Here is a 20,149-nt window from a genome sequence, read left to right on the forward strand (position 1 = left end):
CTCTCTTTTTCCGTTTTTACATCAAACTTATTGAATATAATATAAGCTAGTTCATAAAAAATAAATAACATTTCGTAAGTATGAAATATTGCATAGAAGTAAAGTTGAAAAATCATTCACATATACTAAATTAGAAAAATTCAAAGGAACTTCATCTGAAGTTCCTTTTGCTTATTTTATGTTCAATACATATGAACCATCTTTATTCTCATATTTATAGACGTATAAATAATATTTACCTGGCTTTGCATTATAAGTTCCTTTAACTACATTCCCTTCATTTTCACCATATGCTACATAGTTATTTAAATCTGATTCATGATGAAGTACCCATGTCATTCCGATATTTTGTTCATTTAGTAGAGATATATTAATATTTTCCGGCGAGTCAATTTGGAAAGTAAACACATCTACTCTATCACTATTATGTAGCGTTCCTTTCACCGGTGTATGAAAGTTAACTTTATTTGCCTGTCTAGGCTCATTATTTGGTTCATTTTCTATTACTTGTAACTCATTCCCACCGTTTGGTTTTCTTTGTTCATAGCCTAAGTTAACTAGTATAGACTTCAAATCTGGTAAAACACCAATTTTATCTGCATATGGATCTTTAGATTTTGTTCCTGTGTTCTGGTTGCTTAATATTGCTCTTAGTTCACTCGGTCTATATGGTTGTCCTAAATTTTCTTTAGCAATGCTTTGTACTAAAGTCGCTGCTCCGGCAATAATAGGCGAAGCACTCGACGTGCCACTAAAGCTAGGTGTATAAAGATTTATAGCACTTCGACTTTGCTCAGCTGTAGTTGTATCTACGTTTTCTCCCCAACCATACACATCAATACGGCTTCCATAATTCGAAAACCACATACGCTCATGAGGGAAAGATGAAGAGCCCGCTCCTACCATAATTGCACCTGAATCTTTAAAATCTTTACTATTACGATTTAAAATTTGTTTACCATTTCTATCTTTAAATTGATCTAAATCATTCCAACCATTTGCTCCAGCTTCTATAATGACAACACCTTTATCTGTACCAGCACGAATCGCATCAAAGATATCTGGTTGTACTTCAACAGGTAAATATTTATCACCATATCCATCGAAAGATGCTTGTGCCTCTAACAATAAAACATCCCCAGCTTCTAACTGATTCACAGCACTTAATATTGCATCAGCTGTATTATACTGTCCGTTATCTCTTATTTGAGAAATCACCTTTGCTTTCGCTTTTGGCGCAATCCCAATATTCCCAACTTTATTGTCCTCAGAGGATACAATTCCTAGTACAGACGTCCCATGACCGACATGTTGATCTATATTTTTTCCAGACATTAATTCAATATTTTGATGTACTAAATCTTCATGATTTAATAACCATCCATATTCCATATCAACAAAGGTGACATCGCTTCCCTTACCGCCTTGAACTCCCCAGGCGAAAGGCGCATTAATACCGTATGGTGCTGCTTCAAGATAACCTTGTTTTTCATATCTAGGATTGTTATTCGGATTAAAAGATACACTTAATGGTTGTACCTCCGGTGGTGTTATTTTTTCTTGTTTCTTCATATACACATCTTCTATTAAAGAAGATGTCTTTAACTTATCTACTAGTTCTTCTTCATGCCCACTATTTTGAGTTTGAAGAATATAGTAGTTTAATAAACTGGTAGATACATGATTGGGTGCTTTCACTTCAAGGTCTTGTATTTGTTCCGGGCTTACAGATGTGAATAAACGAGTAAATGTTACACCTGGATATTCTGTCAAAAGATCTTTTATTACTTTATCATTCGTTTGAGATTGTATTTGTTTTTCAATACCATCTTCATATGGCAAATCCAAATCCGCTTTAAATTTTACAATGATTTGCTTATCTGTTTCTTCTATCCCTAATTTACTCTGCTGTTCTATAGAATCAGCATGTACACTATTGATAGTGCCTCCTATTCCTAAAAGTGTTGTAATGATTACAGTTGACGCACACATTTTTTGAAATATTTTCATTACTTCAATCCTCCTATTAATAATAATTAATCATTATATTAATCTATAATGATTAATTTTCTATAACATATTCCCTTTCTACTAAATAGATTATAGTAATCAAAAATATGAACTTCAATGTATTTTCATATGCAATATTTCATATTCGGACTCTACACTACATGAATAAGAAACTTTTGATGATTATTTATTTTATATGTGCTAATATACTTACATTAATATATACCGTATATAAACATTTCAAACTACATTACTTAACAGTTTCACCTTAATTTTTTCTTAGGAGGATTTACAATGAAATTATTAAAAATAAAACATATAATCCCTTTATCTGCAGCTGCAATTACATTTGTATGTAGTCAAAGTACAGCTGAGGCTTCTACCATTCATACAGTAAAAAAGAATGATACACTTTGGGGCATTAGTAAACAATACGGCGTTTCAATACAATCCATTAAACAGGCTAATAATAAAGGAAACGATCAAACTTTTATTGGTGAACAGTTACATATTCCAGGGTCCGTCAACTCAAATGAAATCACTGTTCGCCAAAACGCCAAGCCTACGAACATTTCTGGACAAATTATTTATCAAGTACAACCGGGAGATTCATTAGAAATGATAGCAAAGCGTTACAATGTCACTGTCCAATCTATAAAACAAATTAACAATACAGTCGGAAACAAGCTTTATACAGGACAACATTTAAAAATCTACTCAAGCATTTCACAAAAAGAAAAAGACTTAATGGCACGCTTAGTTACCGCTGAAGCAGGTGGCGAATCGTATAAAGGAAAAGTTGCAGTAGCGAAAGTTATACTAAACCGTGTAAACGCAAAAGGTTTTCCAAATACAATAACAGGCGTTATTTATGAACCTATTAAATACGGATATGCATTTACTCCTGTTACAGATGGAAGAATTAATCAGCCTGCAAGCGCAGAAGCAAAAATGGCTGTAGAAGAGGCTATCTCCACAAATGGGATACATTCTGATTGGCTTTATTTCTATAATCCGAAAACATCAACAGACAAATGGATTACGACACGTCAAACAGTAGCAGTAATCGGTAACCACGTCTTCGCTAAATAAAATTTAAATTCATTAACAGACCTATCCACTTAAAAGGTCTGTTTTTTATATGTAAGATTTTATTAATCATATGACATAGTGACCTTTTAAAACTATCTCTTCTTTCAAATAAAAACATTTGTATTTACTCCACCAGTCGAAGAAATTAAAAAGCATCAAGTTCAAAAACTCCCTCTTTATTAATAAAAGCTATTTCTTACCTTCATAAAATTGTTATACACTAGAAAAATAAACTATTCGTTAGCAGGTGAAAGAATATGTATGATGTTACAATTATCGGCGCTGGAGTAAGTAGCATTTTTATGGCTTATTCACTAGCTAAAAGTAACAAAAAGGTTTTAATTCTTGATAAAGGTAAAGCGCTAGGAGATCGCTATTGTCCTTTAGACGAAGGAAAAGCGTGTAATTGTACTACATGTGATAAATATTTCGGATTTGCTGGTTTAGGAAAATCTGAAGGGAAATTTAATTATACAAACGGATTTGGTGGAGAACTTGAGCAAAAAGTTGGTAAAGAGGGTTTTATACAACTTATGACTGAAGTAGATGAAATTCTATGTCATTTCGGAGGAAGTTCCGTTTCAAAATATTCTACAGAAAATCCAACTCTTAATAAGAGAGCTGAATCGTGTGGTTTACAAATGCTAACAACAGAAGTACGGCATCTCGGTACTACCCTTTCAAGTGACATTTTTCAACAACTCTACGAATTTTTACTTACGAAAATAAATATACAATTTCATATAGATGTACAACATATTATGAAACAGAAAGATCATTTTACTATAGATACAAATGAAGGAACATTTCAATCTAGGCAACTAGTATTTGCAACTGGGCGTTCCGGAGCAGATTGGTTAAAGAAGATGTGCACTTCTCTACATATTTCTCAGGAACAAACTCGTGTAGATTTAGGTATTAGGGTTGAGATGAAAGAACACCAATTACGTTCTATATTAAAAGATACATTTGAGACAAAACTTTCGTATGAGCATAAAGGTTTCACAGCAACTACGTACTGTATGAATCCAAAAGGACGCATTATTAGAAAGTACGAAGAAGGTCTAGTTATGCCTGACGGTCAAAATTTTCGAGAGAAAGGAACTGGTACACCTAACTTAAATTTCACTTTATTTATCCCGCGCTATTTTTCAACTCTCAAAGAAGCAAATCTGTATGCAAGCTCAATTATTAAAAATATTAACCAAAGACGAGATCGGATTGTTATACAGCGCTTAGAGGACTTACTAAATAAACAACCTACAACGAATAACCGTATGAAACATAACCGTATACAACCTACACTACAAGGAGATTATGGAGATTTGAATACAGAAATTCCTCCATTATATATTGAAGGACTTAAAGAATTTTTATTACGCTTAGAACAATTTATCCAAGAACCGATCGATAAAGATACTTTATTATACGGAATTGACGGAAAGTTCTATGCTCCTACGATAAAAATCAATAACCATTTTGAAACAAGTGTGCATGGACTATTTTTAGTTGGGGATTGTTCAGGCGTCACTCATTCATTATCTCAAGCCGCTGCAAGTGGGTTGTATGTTGGAAAATATTTATCTGACATCTAATTGCATAATTAAGATACTAATCAAATATTTTAAGTTTCACAACGCTTTATTTATGTAGTAATAGCATAAATCACTATCCTCCCCCCGCTAACGATTATCCCACAAGGAATCGGGATTTTATGAGATACATATGTAATATAAACGTGTATATAAAACTATTGACATTCAATAATTGAATGTCAATAGTTTTAAAAGCCTCTATTCAGTTCCCCCTTCATTTGTTCGATATTTTGTAACATCACCATAGTGTTTAATATTTATGAGATACATATGTAATATAAACGTGTATATAAAACTATTGACATTCAATTCTAATAAATTGAATGTCAATAGTTTTAAAAGCCTCTATTCAGTTCCCCCTTCATTTGTTCGATATTTTGTAACATCACCATAGTGTTTAATATGTTAGGATGTCTATAAGTATTTTTTACTACAACTATGACTTTTTCTGCTCTGTTCTAAAAAAATAGATTTATGCTTTAAAATTCCCCATTGTACGTATGTGAATACTTCATATTATTACCTTTAGAAACCATTAGCTAAATGGTTCATTACACTCTAATAGTTATGAAAATATAATATATAACACAAGTTAAATAAATTGTATAAAGAAGGAGTAAAAATGAAAAATAAAATCAATTTACAAATGCAAAATATAAGCTTTGTTTTAATAATTGCTTTAGCAGTATGGTTAAAAACATATCTTATTACAAGATTCAATTTTGATTTAAAAATTGAATCTTCTACACAAGAGCTTATTTTGTTTATTAGCCCTCTCGCTGCATCATTAGCTTTTGTCGGATTCGCATTATTTGCAACCGGTGAAAAGCGAAATTATATCGCGCTATGTATTAATTTCTTATTAACAATTGTACTTGTTGGTAATGTAATGTTCTATGATTTTTATAGTGATTTCGTTACGTTACCAGTACTTGGACAAACATCAAACTTTGGCCAATTAGGCGGTAGTATTATAGAAATATTGAACTACAAAATTATACTCGCATTCGTAGACATTATTTTCTTCTTTATTTTATTAAAGAAGAAGGCACTAGTCTTCCAAACAGGGCGCGTAACTCATTCGGCACGATTGATATATTTTCTCTTAACGATTGGTGTATTTTTTGCAAATCTACATCTTGCAGAAAAAGAACGACCTGAACTATTAACGAGATCATTCGACCGAGTCATGCTTGTTAAAAATTTAGGACTATACACACATCAAGTTTATGATTTAACACTGCAAGTAAAAGCAGGATCACAAAAGGCACTTGCTGATAGTAGCAAATTACAAGAAACAGAAAACTACGTGAAGGCAAACCAAAGTGAACCGAATCCTAACATGTTTGGTGTAGCGAAAGGAAAAAACGTAATTGTTGTTACTCTTGAATCCTTACAAACCTTTTTAATAGGCGCATCAGTGAACGGTCAAGAAGTTACGCCATTCTTGAATGAATTCATAAATGAAAGCTATTACTTTGATAACTTTTTCCATCAAACTGGGCAAGGAAAAACATCCGATTCTGAATTTCTCATCGATACGTCGTTGTATCCATTAAATCGAGGAGCTGTATTCTTCACACACGGTAACAATGATTATACTGCGACTCCAGAAATTTTACGTCAGCAAGGTTATTTCACTTCTGTATTCCATGCGAATAACGCAACATTTTGGAATCGTAATATCATGTACTCTGCTCTCGGTTACGATCGTTACTATAATGAACTTGATTACAAAATTACACCTGAAACAAATTTAAATTGGGGTTTAAAAGATATCGAATACTTTGATCAATCAGTAGATATATTAAAAACTGTTGACCAACCATTTTACGCTCGTTTCCTTACTTTAACAAACCATTATCCATTTACGTATGATGAAGATACAAAATTCATTGAACCATATAACTCTGGTAATGGCGTATTTGATCGTTATATCGTAACGGCACGTTACTTAGACGAATCCATTAAAAAATTTATTGAGCGTTTAAAAGCCGAGGGCATGTATGATGACTCTATTATTGTTTTATATGGTGATCATTATGGCATTTCTGAAAAACATAATCGCGCAATGGCACAGTTTTTAGAAAAAGATCAAATAACAGAATTTGACACTTTAAATTTACAACGCACACCTTTATATATTCATATCCCTGGACAAACAGCAGGTCAAACGATTTCAAAGCCTACGGGACAAATCGATATGAAACCTACTATTCTCAATTTATTAGGAATTGATACTACGAACGATATCCGTTTTGGCCATGATATGTTTTCGGATGAATATACCGGATTTGTTGTTTTACGTGATGGTAGCTTCGTTACAGACAAATATGCATACAAAAATAACACTTTCTATGACCGCATAACAGGTGAAATTGTAGATTTACCAAAGAAAGAAGCGCAAGCACTCATTAACCGTGCACAAAATGAATTACGAATGTCTGACAAAATTATTGAAGGTGATTTATTACGTTTCTCAGAAAGTAATAAAATTAAAACTGGCGAAGTAAAAACTAAAATTAAAGAGACTGAAAAATAATGTAAATATGAAAAGGGAGCAACTCATTACAGTTGCTCCCTTTTACTCTCTTATAACACATGGTGCAATTTCATATAAAGTGAAACTTTAATCAGTGTGGGGTTCTGCATCCCCCACTGATTATTAGTTGAACCAATCGAGCTTTTACAGGCAGTTAATCCTCCACCTAACTTCTTTGCTTTCACTGAATTTTGAGGTGGGGGCCTTACTGCCTACAAATAGCAGGATAAAAAACCTCATATATTTTACTTTTATTCTACGCTTGTTTCTAAAGTTACATCTGTATAAGTATGATCATCACCTATATTTAAAATTACTTCACATTGACGTAATCTCAATTCAAAGAGCGTGATAGAATCATGATAAACTTCAGGATTTGATTTCATTTTATGTAACATCTCTTGTTTTTCTTGTATTTCTAATTGCATATTTTCTACAGCTTGTTTCAAGGAGTTAAATGGATTCCTAAAGAATATATGAATATCTCGCTCTTGTGTGTTTTCAAACAGCTCAAATTGCAAGAAAAATTTCTTCATAATAGAATCCGTTACCTCGGTATAATCTTCATTTTCTACATACTGTTTGTATTTGTTATATAGCATAGTTTTGTTTTTCGGAAGAACTCCAAATAATTTACCGGCACTTTTCAGTAAAAATTGGGCTGGCGTAAATCGACGTAAAATATTTACTTCATCCATTTGTATTCTAGTCGTCATTCTGTCAGTATCTCTGCGCCAGTCATCAAGCACTTTAAAATCACATTCTAACTGTATTCGATTTTCTCCAAATAAAGAATTAAGTCCTTCACTAAGTTCTTCTAAGTACGACTGACTTTGAATGAGCTCATTATGAGAAGTTGCAATCCAATTTTGCATAGAAAGAGCAAGATTAGGTAATACAGTTTGTTCTAAATATTTATGCACTCTTTCATTCATTGCTTTATTTAGTTCCATATCCATGTGACCGAAATCGCTTTCTTCACTCATTAAATCAGAACAACTCTGTAATATCTTCGGAATATTTTCAGTAAGATCATTCGTAATTTCAGTTTTCATTGTACGATATGATTGTGTAATAAAATGGATTTTTTCCCTCTCAAATGCAGTAAGGTTATTAATGCTACCATTTAGTTTCACTAGCATATCTTCATTCCAATTAATAGCATCCACTAGATTATTTTCTTTCTCAACTCGTTTATCCAAAAGATATGTAATTGTTTTTCGAATGAAAAACAATAGCTTTTCAGTACGTTCTGCATCGATATTTTTATGATTAAAGTTAAAATGAATAAACTCTGTTAATTCATTCAATTGCTGACTACTTGTATATAACGAAGAGTAAGGGAAAATCCTCGCATGCGGGAAATATGTGTTTATTCTCGCTGCCGTATCATGTAATACTCTTTTCACTTCTGCTTCACTATAAATGTTATCGATTTTATTTAATAAGAAATGCACTTGTAAATTTGGTGTATGTTCTTGAATACTTAATAGAATATCACGCTCTTTATCAGTAAAAGGTGAATCCGCATTCAATACAAACAATAATTCATCCACAGAATTCAGATATTCAAATACCTCATCCCTAGTGTCGTTATTCCTATTAAAGCCAGGTGTAACTACAAATGTAAGTTTATTTTCACTTAAAAATCTGCATGGTAATTTAAATTCAACACATGCTCTATCTCTATATGTTTGATGGTGCTGAGACATCATATTATAGTAATCAGAGATATCTTCCGTTGTTGTAATTGCAGCGTCTGTTATGGCATTAATTTCTGTATGAGCATCATTTTTTAAAACTACTACATTTGAAATTGATTTTTCTACTATATTTTCTCCTAATATAGAGTTGATAAATGTAGTTTTTCCGTTCCCTGAAGTTCCCGTTACTAAAATACGATTTGTTCTTAAATCTGCGAGTTCGTCAACTAACCATCTAAATCGGTGACCTATTTCTATATTGTGCTTTTGTGCCCACTGTGTAATAGATTCAAAAAGATGTAGACTGTACTCTAAACCATTCACATAATTAACAGAATATGCCAGTAGGTTTTCCGCATGTTTTATATTTGCTGAGTCTATTTGGGAAGGAAAAATCTCATCCCATGCCAATACAGCTGCTGATGGAAATACAGCATAAGACGGATTGACTACTTTTAACCAATTTGTTAAAAGATTTGGAATGATATCGTGTAATTGTCTAAGCATATATTTCCCTTGAATTAATTCAAAGTACGTTTCTTCGTAAAGAGAAGAAATTTTGTCCCATATATCGGACGAATGTATTTCAATATGTAAGAAAAACTCATTTATTGTGTTAAGCCATAATAAGTAATTTTGTTCATTTTTATAACTTTTCCAAAGAGATGAAATCATTTGCGTAAATTGTACTTGATCTACATTATTTAACGTCACTAATACTTCATAGAAATAATCTGGTGAAATATGTTTAGTCAATCTTTTATCGATATATCCTTTTAAAACCTCAAACCACGGATAAGATTCTGTTCGAATTAACTCATTCACAGCAAGCTCTACTGCACTATCAAAATCTTGCTGCTCCTCATAAAAGGAACGGGCAATTTTTGTGACATTTGGATAATCTGGATTTAAAGAAACTGCTTCTTTAATAACAGCGAAAGCGGAGTCAAAATTATTTTGCTCTATGTAAAGAGAAAGTAATTGTAGTCTAATTTCTGTCATCAATATTATATTATCAGTAGTAATGGAAGTATAAACATTTTCAGCAACTGGTAATTGATTAAGCTCGAAATAAGCATCCGCAATATTTTTTTGTGCCCATGGTGCTAATTCATTATTAACTTTCTCCCATTTAAAAATAGCTGCTTCAAAATCTTGATGGCGATAATAAAATTCACCTTGTGCAAAACGAATATAAGATCCATCAGAAATCTCATTTCTTTCTTCGTTTACATAAACTTCTCCAAGCACGTCAAGAGGTTGTTTTGTTTCATTCTCCATTAGGAATGTTTCATAATACATCTTTTTTATTAATTGTTTTTCTACTCTCATCTTTTCCCCCACTATATCTTGAAAATACATTTTTAAGATATGTCAATACTTTTTGTATGTATGCTTTTTATCTTAACAAAGAATACCTTTCGGAAAATTTCATTTTCCTTTCATTTTTCAAGTTAGATTGAATTTTTATGAGAAAAGTTTCAGTTTTTTTTCAATTCCCTTTCAGTTATGAAACAGCATTAAATGTTCCTAATAACCTAATAACACTATAACCTCTTGCATTATATTATCAAGAAAAACCTATGTGAATTACATTATAAAAACAATCTATAACGAATATATATGCAGAATTAACTTCCACTATATATAAAAGAGATCGTCACATAGTACTTGTTAGATAGACCGATATGGTACGTGAATTTCAAATACACCATAATAACTTAAAACAACAATAATAGTGAGCGGCTATTCATACAATATCTTTCTCGAATGGTTTTCCTTTAAAATACTTCAGTAGTTACATAATTAAATTCCATTAACCTCTATAAATAACTAGTCCCAAAAAAATCTATATGCATATCATGTTATAGTAAAGAATTCAGGAAATCCTAAAAGGAGGCATTTTCATGTTTGAAGATAAATCTAAAATAAACTACCCATATGAATTTACTGAAACTACAACAATCCCGCTAAAAAACCCCATCAATAAAAATTTCAAAAACGGCTCTGGTACACACACTTTCCCAATTAAGAAGCACTATAAAGAACAGGTGCTATATACGGAAAAAATAAATAATAATAAAAACAAATAAACGTATAGTTCTTCATTTTGACGCTGCATAGCTACGTGTTAAGTAATTTATACTTTTTATACAGCTCATGTACTTTTAAAAAGTGCTGATATACAGCGCTTTTTTATACATAGATAATAGATGAACAAAAAAGGTATGGATATTTTCCATACCTTTTTTGTTCTTTACTATTTATAAATAACTTCCACCATCACTGCTCCTTAGCCAATGCTCCTACCAGTAAATTTTACTCGTTGGAGTCAGTGGAGAAAGGAGTAGATTTATGATGAATCACAAAGTTAAAGAAACACCCAAGAATTATATAGGTCATTATTGCTCTATTATATATATTTAAAAATTTACCAAACGTTGTTTCAAAGCTACTTAGTTTTCATAAAATATTTTTTGTTTCCGTTGGAACGGATAGGCTTTGATCTCATCTGTATCTAAATTTTCATGAAATAAATGAATAGCTGTAATTTGTCTACAATCGTAAGTATGATAATAATATGTTCCAGACTCCATACACATTACGCTTGTATAAATGGTATTATCTAATGTACCTTCTTCTGTTATTACTCCGCCTTTAGGAACTTCGCAATTTGATAAGATATGAAAAAGGGCGGATACTCCCTCTTCTTCACTATCTATACCTTGAATGTTTTGTTTGCCATATGCTGCCCGCACAAACCTTGAGGGCGGGGTGAAATCCCCTGGAAGTCCCATTGAGCCTGAGCCTTGACCAAAAGCACTTAATGGTAAGTTACTCCACTCTGTTGGCGCGAATGGCTGCGATTTAAGGCCAATATATTGTCTTAAATTTTGTAAATGCCAATTAAACTCCGGACTATTTGTCATCACTCCTAGTAGGTTGTCATACATTTTTAATCCTTCATTTGTCGGCTCCAGTACAATACAATCTCCCCATTTATCCGCTAAAATCCAATGTAGTGGTGGCGTAAGTCCCAAATCCGGTAATGGTATATCTAAAAAGGTAATACTATCTACAGACTTCTTTAACTCTTTGACAGAATTGAATTGTGTAAGACTCCAAGCTACAAAATCAAATGGAGCCAAATTCGTTTTGTTATCATCTATGCTTTGACTATAAGTAGCAAACCCTGGAAAATAGAGTGTTGCACATGTCATACCTGCTTCATTTACTCCGTCCGCCATAATGATCCTTCCTTGATGATTAATTCCCATTCCGACCGTAGCATGTTTCGTATTAATGATTTCACCAGTTATATTATTCCACTGGTAATGCCGAGGAATGATTATTACTTCTTGATTCATATCTAATGTGAAGTCCATCGTTCTTGCAAAAAGATGCTGACCGTTTTTTGTCTCTAATGTCAAACTAGTACACATAAAGAACACCCCATTTTATGGTTTTATCTACACTTTACATAATTCCGATAAGTCTGTAAATTAAAAACCTCTTTCCTTACAAACAAATTGAGAACGCACATATAAATTACAAATAGGTTGAGGTTATCTCTAGTTTATAAATGAATTTTGAACATATAGTTGTAAAAGAAATATATTAAAAAGGAGCGACTTGTTACTATCGCTCCTTTTTATTTCTCTCTATATTTTATCAAAATAACCAGAGACCATTTTTCTCTATGAACAGTATTCCTACATAACCCTCTTAAACATCTTCTCCAACTCATAAGTAGAATGATGCACAAGAATCGGTCTTCCATGCGGGCATGTGTATGGGTTTGTTGTTGTACGAAGTTCTTCCAGTAAAGCAAATATTTGATCGTTCGTTAAATATTGATTTGCTTTAATTGAAGCTTTACAGCTCATCATGATAGCTGCTTCTTCACGTAATTTTTTAATATCAACTTTTTTTAGTTTAACGACTTGCTCCATCATTTCATCGATAATTTCTGTTTCTTGTCCTTTCGGGAACCACGTTGGATGTGAGCGGACAATAAAGGATTGATGGCCGAATTGCTCCAAGAATAGACCGACTTTCTTTAATTCTTCTAGCTGCTCTTCGACACGTAAAAATTCAGTAAGAGATAAGTCAATACGGTATGGTACGAGTAGTTCTTGTACTTCTTGCGCTACTCGTCCTACTTTATCACGGAAGTATTCATAATTAATACGTTCCTGCGCGGCATGCTGATCAATCATATATAACCCATTATCATTTTGAGCGAAAATATATGTTCCATGCATTTGTCCAATTGGATAAAGCGGTGGTAAGTCATTACCGTTCATTTCAATCTCTTTTATTTCCTGAACTTCTACTTCTAATTCCTCTAGTTCAAAATCCTCTTCGTTACTGTCCCACGATTTTTCTTCTCGAATCGGTTCTTCCATTATCGATTTAGTAGATGGTTGCCACCTCTGCTCTTCTCTTACGAGCGACTGTGGTGGTTGCCATTCTTGCTTCGGCGGTTGCCACAGTTGTGCTGGTTGTTTCACAATCGCTGGTTCTTCTTGTTTTTCATCCATGCCAGTCGGTAAAACGATGTTCGGCATCTGCGGCTCTTTCGGCTTTGTATGCTCAAACTGGAACTGTCCTTGCACACTTTCATCTTTTTCTTTTTTCTTCGTTGTTACACCTGCATCTGGAATGAGCTGTATCTTTTTGAATGCCGCTTGCAATGTTTCTTCAATAAGCTTTAGCAATTCTTGTTCTTTACTAAAACGAACTTCTAATTTCGCTGGATGTACGTTAACGTCAACTAGCATTGGATCCATTTCAATCGATAAGAAGCCGATTGGATATCGTCCGACTGGTAATAATGTATGGTACCCTTGCTGAATAGCTTTCATTAATACGAAATTTCGAACGTAACGGCCATTTACGATCGTTGACATATAATTACGAGATGCTCTCGTTACTTCTGGTAATGTTACATAACCTTTAATTGTGAAGTCTAAAGATTCAGCTTCAATTGGAATAAGCTTCTTCGCAACTTGAATGCTGTAAATCGATGCAAGTACTTGTCTTACATCACCATTTCCTGATGTATGAAGCAATTTCTTTTCATTATGAAACAGCTTTAACGATACTTCTGGGTGTGACATTGCGATACGATACACGATATCTGTAATATTCCCAAGCTCTGTATGAATGGTTTTCATATATTTAAGACGCGCTGGTGTATTAAAGAATAAGTTTTGTACTGTAATATCTGTTCCTTTTCGACTCGCTGTTTTTTCCTGTTTTATAATGTCTCCACCTTTAATAATAAGGTGCGTACCAGGAGCATCACCTGTGCTAGTGATTAATTCTAATTCACTAACTGAGGCAATACTCGGCAATGCCTCACCGCGGAAACCGAGTGTTCTAATGCGGAACAGATCGTTCTCATCTTTAATTTTGCTCGTCGCATGTCGTTCAAAAGCGACGATACAATCTTCTTCTGCAATGCCATCCCCATTATCAATGATGCGAATTTTTGATAAACCAGCTTCTTCTAAGTGGATTTCAATAGATGTACTATTCGCATCGATAGAATTTTCCACAAGTTCTTTTACGACTGAGGCAGGGCGCTCTACTACTTCCCCTGCCGCAATTAAGTTAGAGAGTTGGTCATCGAGTTTGCGAATTTTCCCCATCTACTTACTCATCCTTTCTTTAACTTTTTCTGTAAGCGATACAGTTCATTCATCGCTTCTAAAGGTGTCATATCAAGTAAATCAATTTTTTTAATTTGCGCAAGTACTGCCGTTTCTTTTGCATCTAGAACTGGCTTGTCTTGTTTTTTCGAAGACTGTTCTCCACCAAAGAATGATAGTTGCGATTCTTCTTCAGTCTCTACTTTCGTCTCTTGTATTTCTACTGGCGCTTCTTTTACAACTACAGGTTCTGGAATAACTTCTTGCTCTTGCACTTTCACTTCTACACGCTTTGGAATAATAATTTCTTCTTGTCCTTCTAGTTGTGCTAACACTTCTTTCGCACGAGCGATTAAACTATCTGGAAGCTCCGCAAGTTGCGCAACGTGAATTCCGTAACTTTTATCAGCTGCTCCATCTTGAATTTTATGAAGGAATACTACTTTTCCGTTCTCTTCAATAGCTGAAACGTGTACATTCTTCAGTTGATCTAAACTCTCTTCTAACACTGTCAATTCATGATAATGCGTAGAGAATAACGTTTTCGCACCAATTTGGTCATGAATATGTTCAATGATTGCTTGCGCAAGTGCCATACCATCGTACGTAGATGTACCGCGTCCAATTTCATCAAATAAAATTAAACTTCTTTCTGATGCGTTTGCAATTGCATTTTTTGCTTCTAACATTTCGACCATAAATGTACTTTGACCTGATATTAAATCATCCGCTGCACCAATTCTCGTAAAGATTTGATCAAATACAGGTAATACTGCTTCTGTTGCTGGTACGAAACAACCGATTTGCGACATAACAGTTACAAGTGCTAATTGTCTCATATACGTACTTTTACCAGACATGTTCGGTCCTGTAATTAAAAAGACATCCATCTTCTCTGGCATAATACAATCATTCGGTACATACAATTTCCCGTTCAATACTTTTTCAACGACAGGATGACGACCATCTTTAATAAAGATTTCACGCTTCGTTGTTAGTACAGGTTTTACAAACTGCTCTTCTTCACTAACTGTCGCGAAACTTTGCAGTACGTCTAATTCACTAATTACTTTTGCTAAATGTTGTAATTTCGGAATAAATACTTTTACTTCTTCACGAAGCGCTGTAAATAAATCGTATTCTAGTTGTACAATTTTTTCTTCTGCTTCTAAGATTAATGTTTCTTTTTCTTTCAGTTCATCTGTAATGAAACGTTCCGCATTAGCAAGTGTTTGTTTACGCTCATAGCGCCCTTCTGGAAGTGCTGCAAGATTCGCCTTCGTCACTTCAATGTAGTAGCCGAAAATACGATTGTACCCGATTTTTAACGATTTAACTCCTGTAATATCACGCTCTCGTTTTTCAAGCTCAGCGATCCACGTTTTTCCGTTTTTACTAACGTAACGATATTGATCAAGCTTGTCATTATAACCGTCTTTAATAATATCTCCATCTTTAATAGAAAGCGGTGGGTTTTCTTGAATACTTCTTCCTAGTAATTCAGTTAAGCTCTCACATGGATCCGCCCCTTGAATTAACCTTGCTGCATAAGCATTATCTAACAAACTAATCGCTTCTAAAATAGCTGGTACTTGAAGTAAAGATCGTCTTAACTGTAATAAATCCCGTGCATTCACATTACCAAATGCAACTTTCCCTGCTAAACGTTCTAAATCATATACTTCTTTTAGTTTTTCTTTTAAATCTTCACGTAAGAAGTAATCATTTACAAATGTCTCAACCATTTCTAAACGCTCTTCCACTTTTTCTTTCTGAATAAGTGGACGTTCCATCCACTGTTTTAACATACGACCACCCATAGCTGTTTTTGTTTTATCTAATAGCCATAATAATGATCCTGTTTTTTCTTTCGTTCGAAGTGTTTCTGTCAGCTCTAAATTTCGCTTTGAATGCACATCAATTTTCATAAATTGATTCGTATAATAAATTTCTACTGGTTGCAAGTGATCTAACGAACGTTTTTGTGTTCTTATTACATAGTTAAATAAGCGCCCAATTGCTTTAATTAACTTTGCTTGTGAAACATTTTTCACAAGATGTTCCAATCCTTGAGGAATTGCCGTTGCATCTTCATATGAAATTGTCATTTTTAATGTTTCAGTTAATTTATTTAATTCATCTTTAGAAAATGAAGAATCTACAACAATTTCTTTTGAACCAGTTGCATACACTTCTAATAAAATATCTTCTACTGAACCTGTTAACAACGTTACTGTATTTTGTCCAGTCGTTAAATCATTACAAGCTAAAGCATACGATCCATCTTCAAAATGTGTTAATGCTGCTAAGAAGTTATTTTCTTTCTCATCGATCGTACGCCCTTCCATCATCGTTCCTGGCGTAATTAATTGTACTACTTCACGGCGGACTACACCTTTAGTTGTTTTTGGATCTTCCACTTGCTCACAAACAGCTACTTTATATCCTTTTTCAACAAGTTGTTCAATATAATTTTTAGCTGCATGATGCGGTACACCGCACATCGGTATACGATCACTACTACCACCATCTCGGCTCGTTAATGTAATTTCAAGTTCATGAGCTGCTTTAACCGCATCTTCAAAGAACATTTCATAAAAATCACCTAAGCGGAAAAATAAAAAGGCATCTTGATAGTCTGCCTTAACCTTTAAATATTGCTGTATCATAGGCGTATATTGCGTCATACTTTTCCTCCATAATTCTTACATAATAATCTATTTTCATATATGTCACATTTCACGGACACTCTTATCTCCTATTTCAGGAGTCTTTCTTCATTATAGCACATTTCATAAGGAATCATGTTCATTCAAGCACCACTTATGTAAAGTAAAAAGCTAGGAAGAACTTCTCCCTAGCTTTCTATTACTCTTCTTCTGCATCAACGATAAAGTTCGGATCTAACTCTTCAAACTCATCATCATCGATTTGGAAATCTTCGTCTGATTCTACACAACCCTCAGGGTTTACACTTACACAAATTTTTGTTTCGCCAACTACTTCTGTTACAAATTCACGTTCTACAGTTACAACAATTTTATTACCATTTGGTGATACTAATGCTTCTAAACAATTTGGCGGCTGAATAACACGAGCGATAATTTCTAAATCATCCCCAGAAAAGTTTTTATCACGATAGCCAATGCTTACTTCATCCGTGTAGTTCACACGTTCTGTTACAACTTCTGTCTTTGTATTGCCATCAAATGAATACCAAGTGTTCACATCATAGAAACCTTCGATTTCCACATGCTTTCCGTTCTTTCTTGCTTCGTACGAGTGGTTAATTACCCAGCACCCTAAAATACTTGTTGGCTCATTATTCGATTCACATGTATGCGTTGACTTTGTATACTTACGTCCTTTTCCAACCACTGCTTTTGTAATAATCTCTCTAAATTCGGACATTCGTAACCCTCCTCAATCACTATTCACTTAATCATATGCGTGACAATAGCGGAATGTGTCATTCTTTTTTGAGAAGAACTTACGTTTAATCCACTAAAAAAAGAGATGTCAATTTGACATCTCTTTAACAACCACAATTTCCTTTTTTACTTTCTACCGCTGCGCCCGTTTCACCCTTCAATACATCGCCATTAGTTGAAATTAATATTTCATCTGTTACGTTGTTAGAAATCGTACTTGCAACTAGCTGTAGTAAGTCATTTACGTATGTTTGTGAAGATTTAAATTCTTGTACGACTGGAATACTGTCTAACTTATCTTGCAGGGCATCAATTTCAGCTTCTACTTTTTTCAAAGCTTCCCATTTCCCGTAATGTTGCAAGTTTACTGCTTGTTTTTGCAGTGCTTTAATTTCATCAATTGCGCGCTTTACATTTTCATTTTTATGAATTTGCGCCTCTGCTTTCTTAAAGAAATCAACTTCTTCTGTTTCAGAAATCATTTTTGCTAATTCTTTCGCTTGTTCAACAATTTCATCTTTCGAATATGCTTTCATCTATTATTCCACCTCAATCGGCTCTTCAACTAATTCCCCGTTAAGAGACCAAGTTTTTGCTTCCGTTACTTTTACTTTCACAAGCTGACCAATTAAAGATTTTGAAGCGGCGAAGTTTACAAGTTTATTCGTACGAGTATAACCTGCAAGTACTTCTGGATTATTTTTACTTTCCCCATCAACTAACACTTCTACAATTTGACCTTTGTAACGATTATTCTTTTCAATTGCCAACGTATTTACTAGTGTATTTAAGCGTTGAAGACGTTCTTTTTTCACTTCCATCGGTACATTATCTTTCATTTTTGCAGCTGGTGTACCTTCGCGCGGTGAATAAATAAAGGTAAAGGCAGTATCAAATCCTACTTCACGATATAACGACATCGTTTCTTCAAATTGCTCATCTGTTTCATTTGGGAAACCGACGATAATATCAGTTGTGAATACTGCATTTGGAATTGTTTCTTTAATTTTTCTTACAAGTTCTAAATAGTGCTCACGTGAATATTTACGCGCCATAATTTTTAACATATCTGTACTTCCAGATTGAACTGGTAAGTGAATATGTTCTACTAAGTTTCCACCTTTTCCAAGCACTTCAATTAAGTGATCATCGAAATCGCGTGGGTGGCTCGTTGTAAAACGAATACGGGCTATATCAACTTTACGGAGTTCGTCCATTAAATCGCCTAGACCATATTCTATATCTTCAAAGTCTTTACCATATGCATTTACGTTCTGTCCAAGTAACGTAATCTCTTTATAACCATTCGCAGCTAAATGACGAATTTCTTGGATAATGTCTTCTGGACGCCTGCTTCGCTCTTTTCCACGTGTATACGGTACGATACAATATGTACAGAACTTATCACAGCCATACATAATATTTACCCAAGCTTTAATATCGCCACGGCGTACTTTCGGAAGATTTTCAATTACGTCCCCTTCTTTTGACCAAACTTCAACTACCGTTTCCTTCGAGAACATTGCATCTTTTAGAATGTACGGTAATCTATGAATATTATGCGTTCCAAACACCATATCTACATGCTGATTTTTTTGCATAATTTTATTTACAACAGATTCCTCTTGAGACATACAACCACATACACCAATTAAAAGGTCCGGATTTCTTCGTTTTAGTGATTTTAAATGACCTAGTTCACCGAACACTTTATTTTCCGCATTTTCACGAATTGCACAAGTATTTAATAATACTACATCTGCATCCTCTGTTGAAAAGGTTGGCTCATATCCAAGTGCAGTGAAAATACCAGCCATCACTTCAGTATCATGCTCATTCATTTGACAACCATATGTACGAATATAGAACTTTCTTCCTGTACCAAAATTGCGAAACTCTTCAGGTAAGCCAAAATCCCGTTCAATTTTAACTTCTTCTTTCCCTCGCTTTTTCGCATCTTTTAAGGATGGTGGTTGGTATACATTTTCAAAGTATTTGCTATAATCTTTCTCTTCTTTTTTCGTAGAGGAATTTGCTTGTTGACTTGCTAATCGTTGTTGCTCGTTCATCGGTAATCTCCTTTCACCCTTAACTATACACACTCTATAGTCCATTTTAA

General features: G+C 33.8%; 12 protein-coding genes. 4 read left to right on the top strand and 8 right to left on the bottom strand.

Translation table 11 applies throughout. The features are described from left to right. Window positions 1-171: 171 nt before the first annotated feature. The gene (locus DN390_RS09255) at window positions 172-2,010 is read right to left on the bottom strand and encodes a S8 family peptidase (RefSeq protein WP_147807238.1); all 1,839 of its coding nucleotides are present in this window, start codon (window positions 2,008-2,010) and stop codon (window positions 172-174) included. A 294-nt stretch (window positions 2,011-2,304) separates the two neighbouring features. Between DN390_RS09255 and DN390_RS09260 the strand changes: the two genes are divergently transcribed. The 3 genes from DN390_RS09260 to DN390_RS09275 all read left to right on the top strand — a co-directional run bounded on the left by DN390_RS09260 (window position 2,305) and on the right by DN390_RS09275 (window position 7,239). Beyond that, window positions 2,305-3,102, top strand: coding sequence for a cell wall hydrolase (locus DN390_RS09260; RefSeq protein WP_147807239.1), 798 nt, complete (start codon window positions 2,305-2,307; stop codon window positions 3,100-3,102). A 257-nt stretch (window positions 3,103-3,359) separates the two neighbouring features. Next, window positions 3,360-4,697, top strand: coding sequence for an NAD(P)-binding protein (locus DN390_RS09265; protein ID WP_147807240.1), 1,338 nt, complete (start codon window positions 3,360-3,362; stop codon window positions 4,695-4,697). Between the two features lie 622 nt (window positions 4,698-5,319). Then, a complete protein-coding gene (locus DN390_RS09275; RefSeq protein ID WP_147807241.1) occupies window positions 5,320-7,239 on the top strand; it encodes an LTA synthase family protein in 1,920 nt (639 codons plus the stop codon). 251 nt (window positions 7,240-7,490) lie between these two features. Here the strand turns inward: DN390_RS09275 and DN390_RS09280 are convergent, their stop codons facing one another. Continuing rightward, on the bottom strand, window positions 7,491-10,274 hold the full coding sequence (locus DN390_RS09280; RefSeq protein ID WP_147807242.1) for a dynamin family protein: 2,784 nt from the start codon (window positions 10,272-10,274) through the stop codon (window positions 7,491-7,493). A gap of 575 nt (window positions 10,275-10,849) precedes the next feature. Between DN390_RS09280 and DN390_RS09285 the strand changes: the two genes are divergently transcribed. Continuing rightward, window positions 10,850-11,035 (top strand): hypothetical protein, encoded by a 186-nt coding sequence (locus DN390_RS09285; protein WP_000461128.1) that lies wholly within the window; start codon window positions 10,850-10,852, stop codon window positions 11,033-11,035. 363 nt (window positions 11,036-11,398) lie between these two features. Here DN390_RS09285 and DN390_RS09290 read toward each other — a convergent pair whose 3' ends face one another. From DN390_RS09290 to miaB, 6 genes are all read right to left on the bottom strand, one after another. Continuing rightward, complete coding sequence (locus tag DN390_RS09290) at window positions 11,399-12,385, bottom strand: choloylglycine hydrolase family protein (RefSeq protein ID WP_097949857.1); 987 nt, start codon at window positions 12,383-12,385, stop codon at window positions 11,399-11,401. A 270-nt stretch (window positions 12,386-12,655) separates the two neighbouring features. Further along, window positions 12,656-14,599 (bottom strand): DNA mismatch repair endonuclease MutL, encoded by a 1,944-nt coding sequence (mutL, locus tag DN390_RS09295; RefSeq protein WP_147807243.1) that lies wholly within the window; start codon window positions 14,597-14,599, stop codon window positions 12,656-12,658. An 8-nt stretch (window positions 14,600-14,607) separates the two neighbouring features. Beyond that, window positions 14,608-17,286 (bottom strand): DNA mismatch repair protein MutS, encoded by a 2,679-nt coding sequence (mutS, locus tag DN390_RS09300; RefSeq protein ID WP_097949859.1) that lies wholly within the window; start codon window positions 17,284-17,286, stop codon window positions 14,608-14,610. A 181-nt stretch (window positions 17,287-17,467) separates the two neighbouring features. Beyond that, window positions 17,468-18,010: an outer spore coat protein CotE gene (gene cotE / locus DN390_RS09305; protein WP_001288800.1), complete on the bottom strand. Its 543-nt coding sequence runs from the start codon at window positions 18,008-18,010 to the stop codon at window positions 17,468-17,470. A 124-nt stretch (window positions 18,011-18,134) separates the two neighbouring features. Further along, complete coding sequence (locus tag DN390_RS09310; RefSeq protein WP_016086647.1) at window positions 18,135-18,566, bottom strand: YlbF/YmcA family competence regulator; 432 nt, start codon at window positions 18,564-18,566, stop codon at window positions 18,135-18,137. Between the two features lie 3 nt (window positions 18,567-18,569). Continuing rightward, complete coding sequence (gene miaB, locus DN390_RS09315; protein ID WP_147807244.1) at window positions 18,570-20,099, bottom strand: tRNA (N6-isopentenyl adenosine(37)-C2)-methylthiotransferase MiaB; 1,530 nt, start codon at window positions 20,097-20,099, stop codon at window positions 18,570-18,572. Window positions 20,100-20,149 lie beyond the last annotated feature (50 nt).

It is taken from the genome of Bacillus sp. SH7-1, assembly GCF_008042405.1.
Classification (GTDB): Bacteria; Bacillota; Bacilli; order Bacillales; family Bacillaceae_G; genus Bacillus_A; species Bacillus_A thuringiensis_N.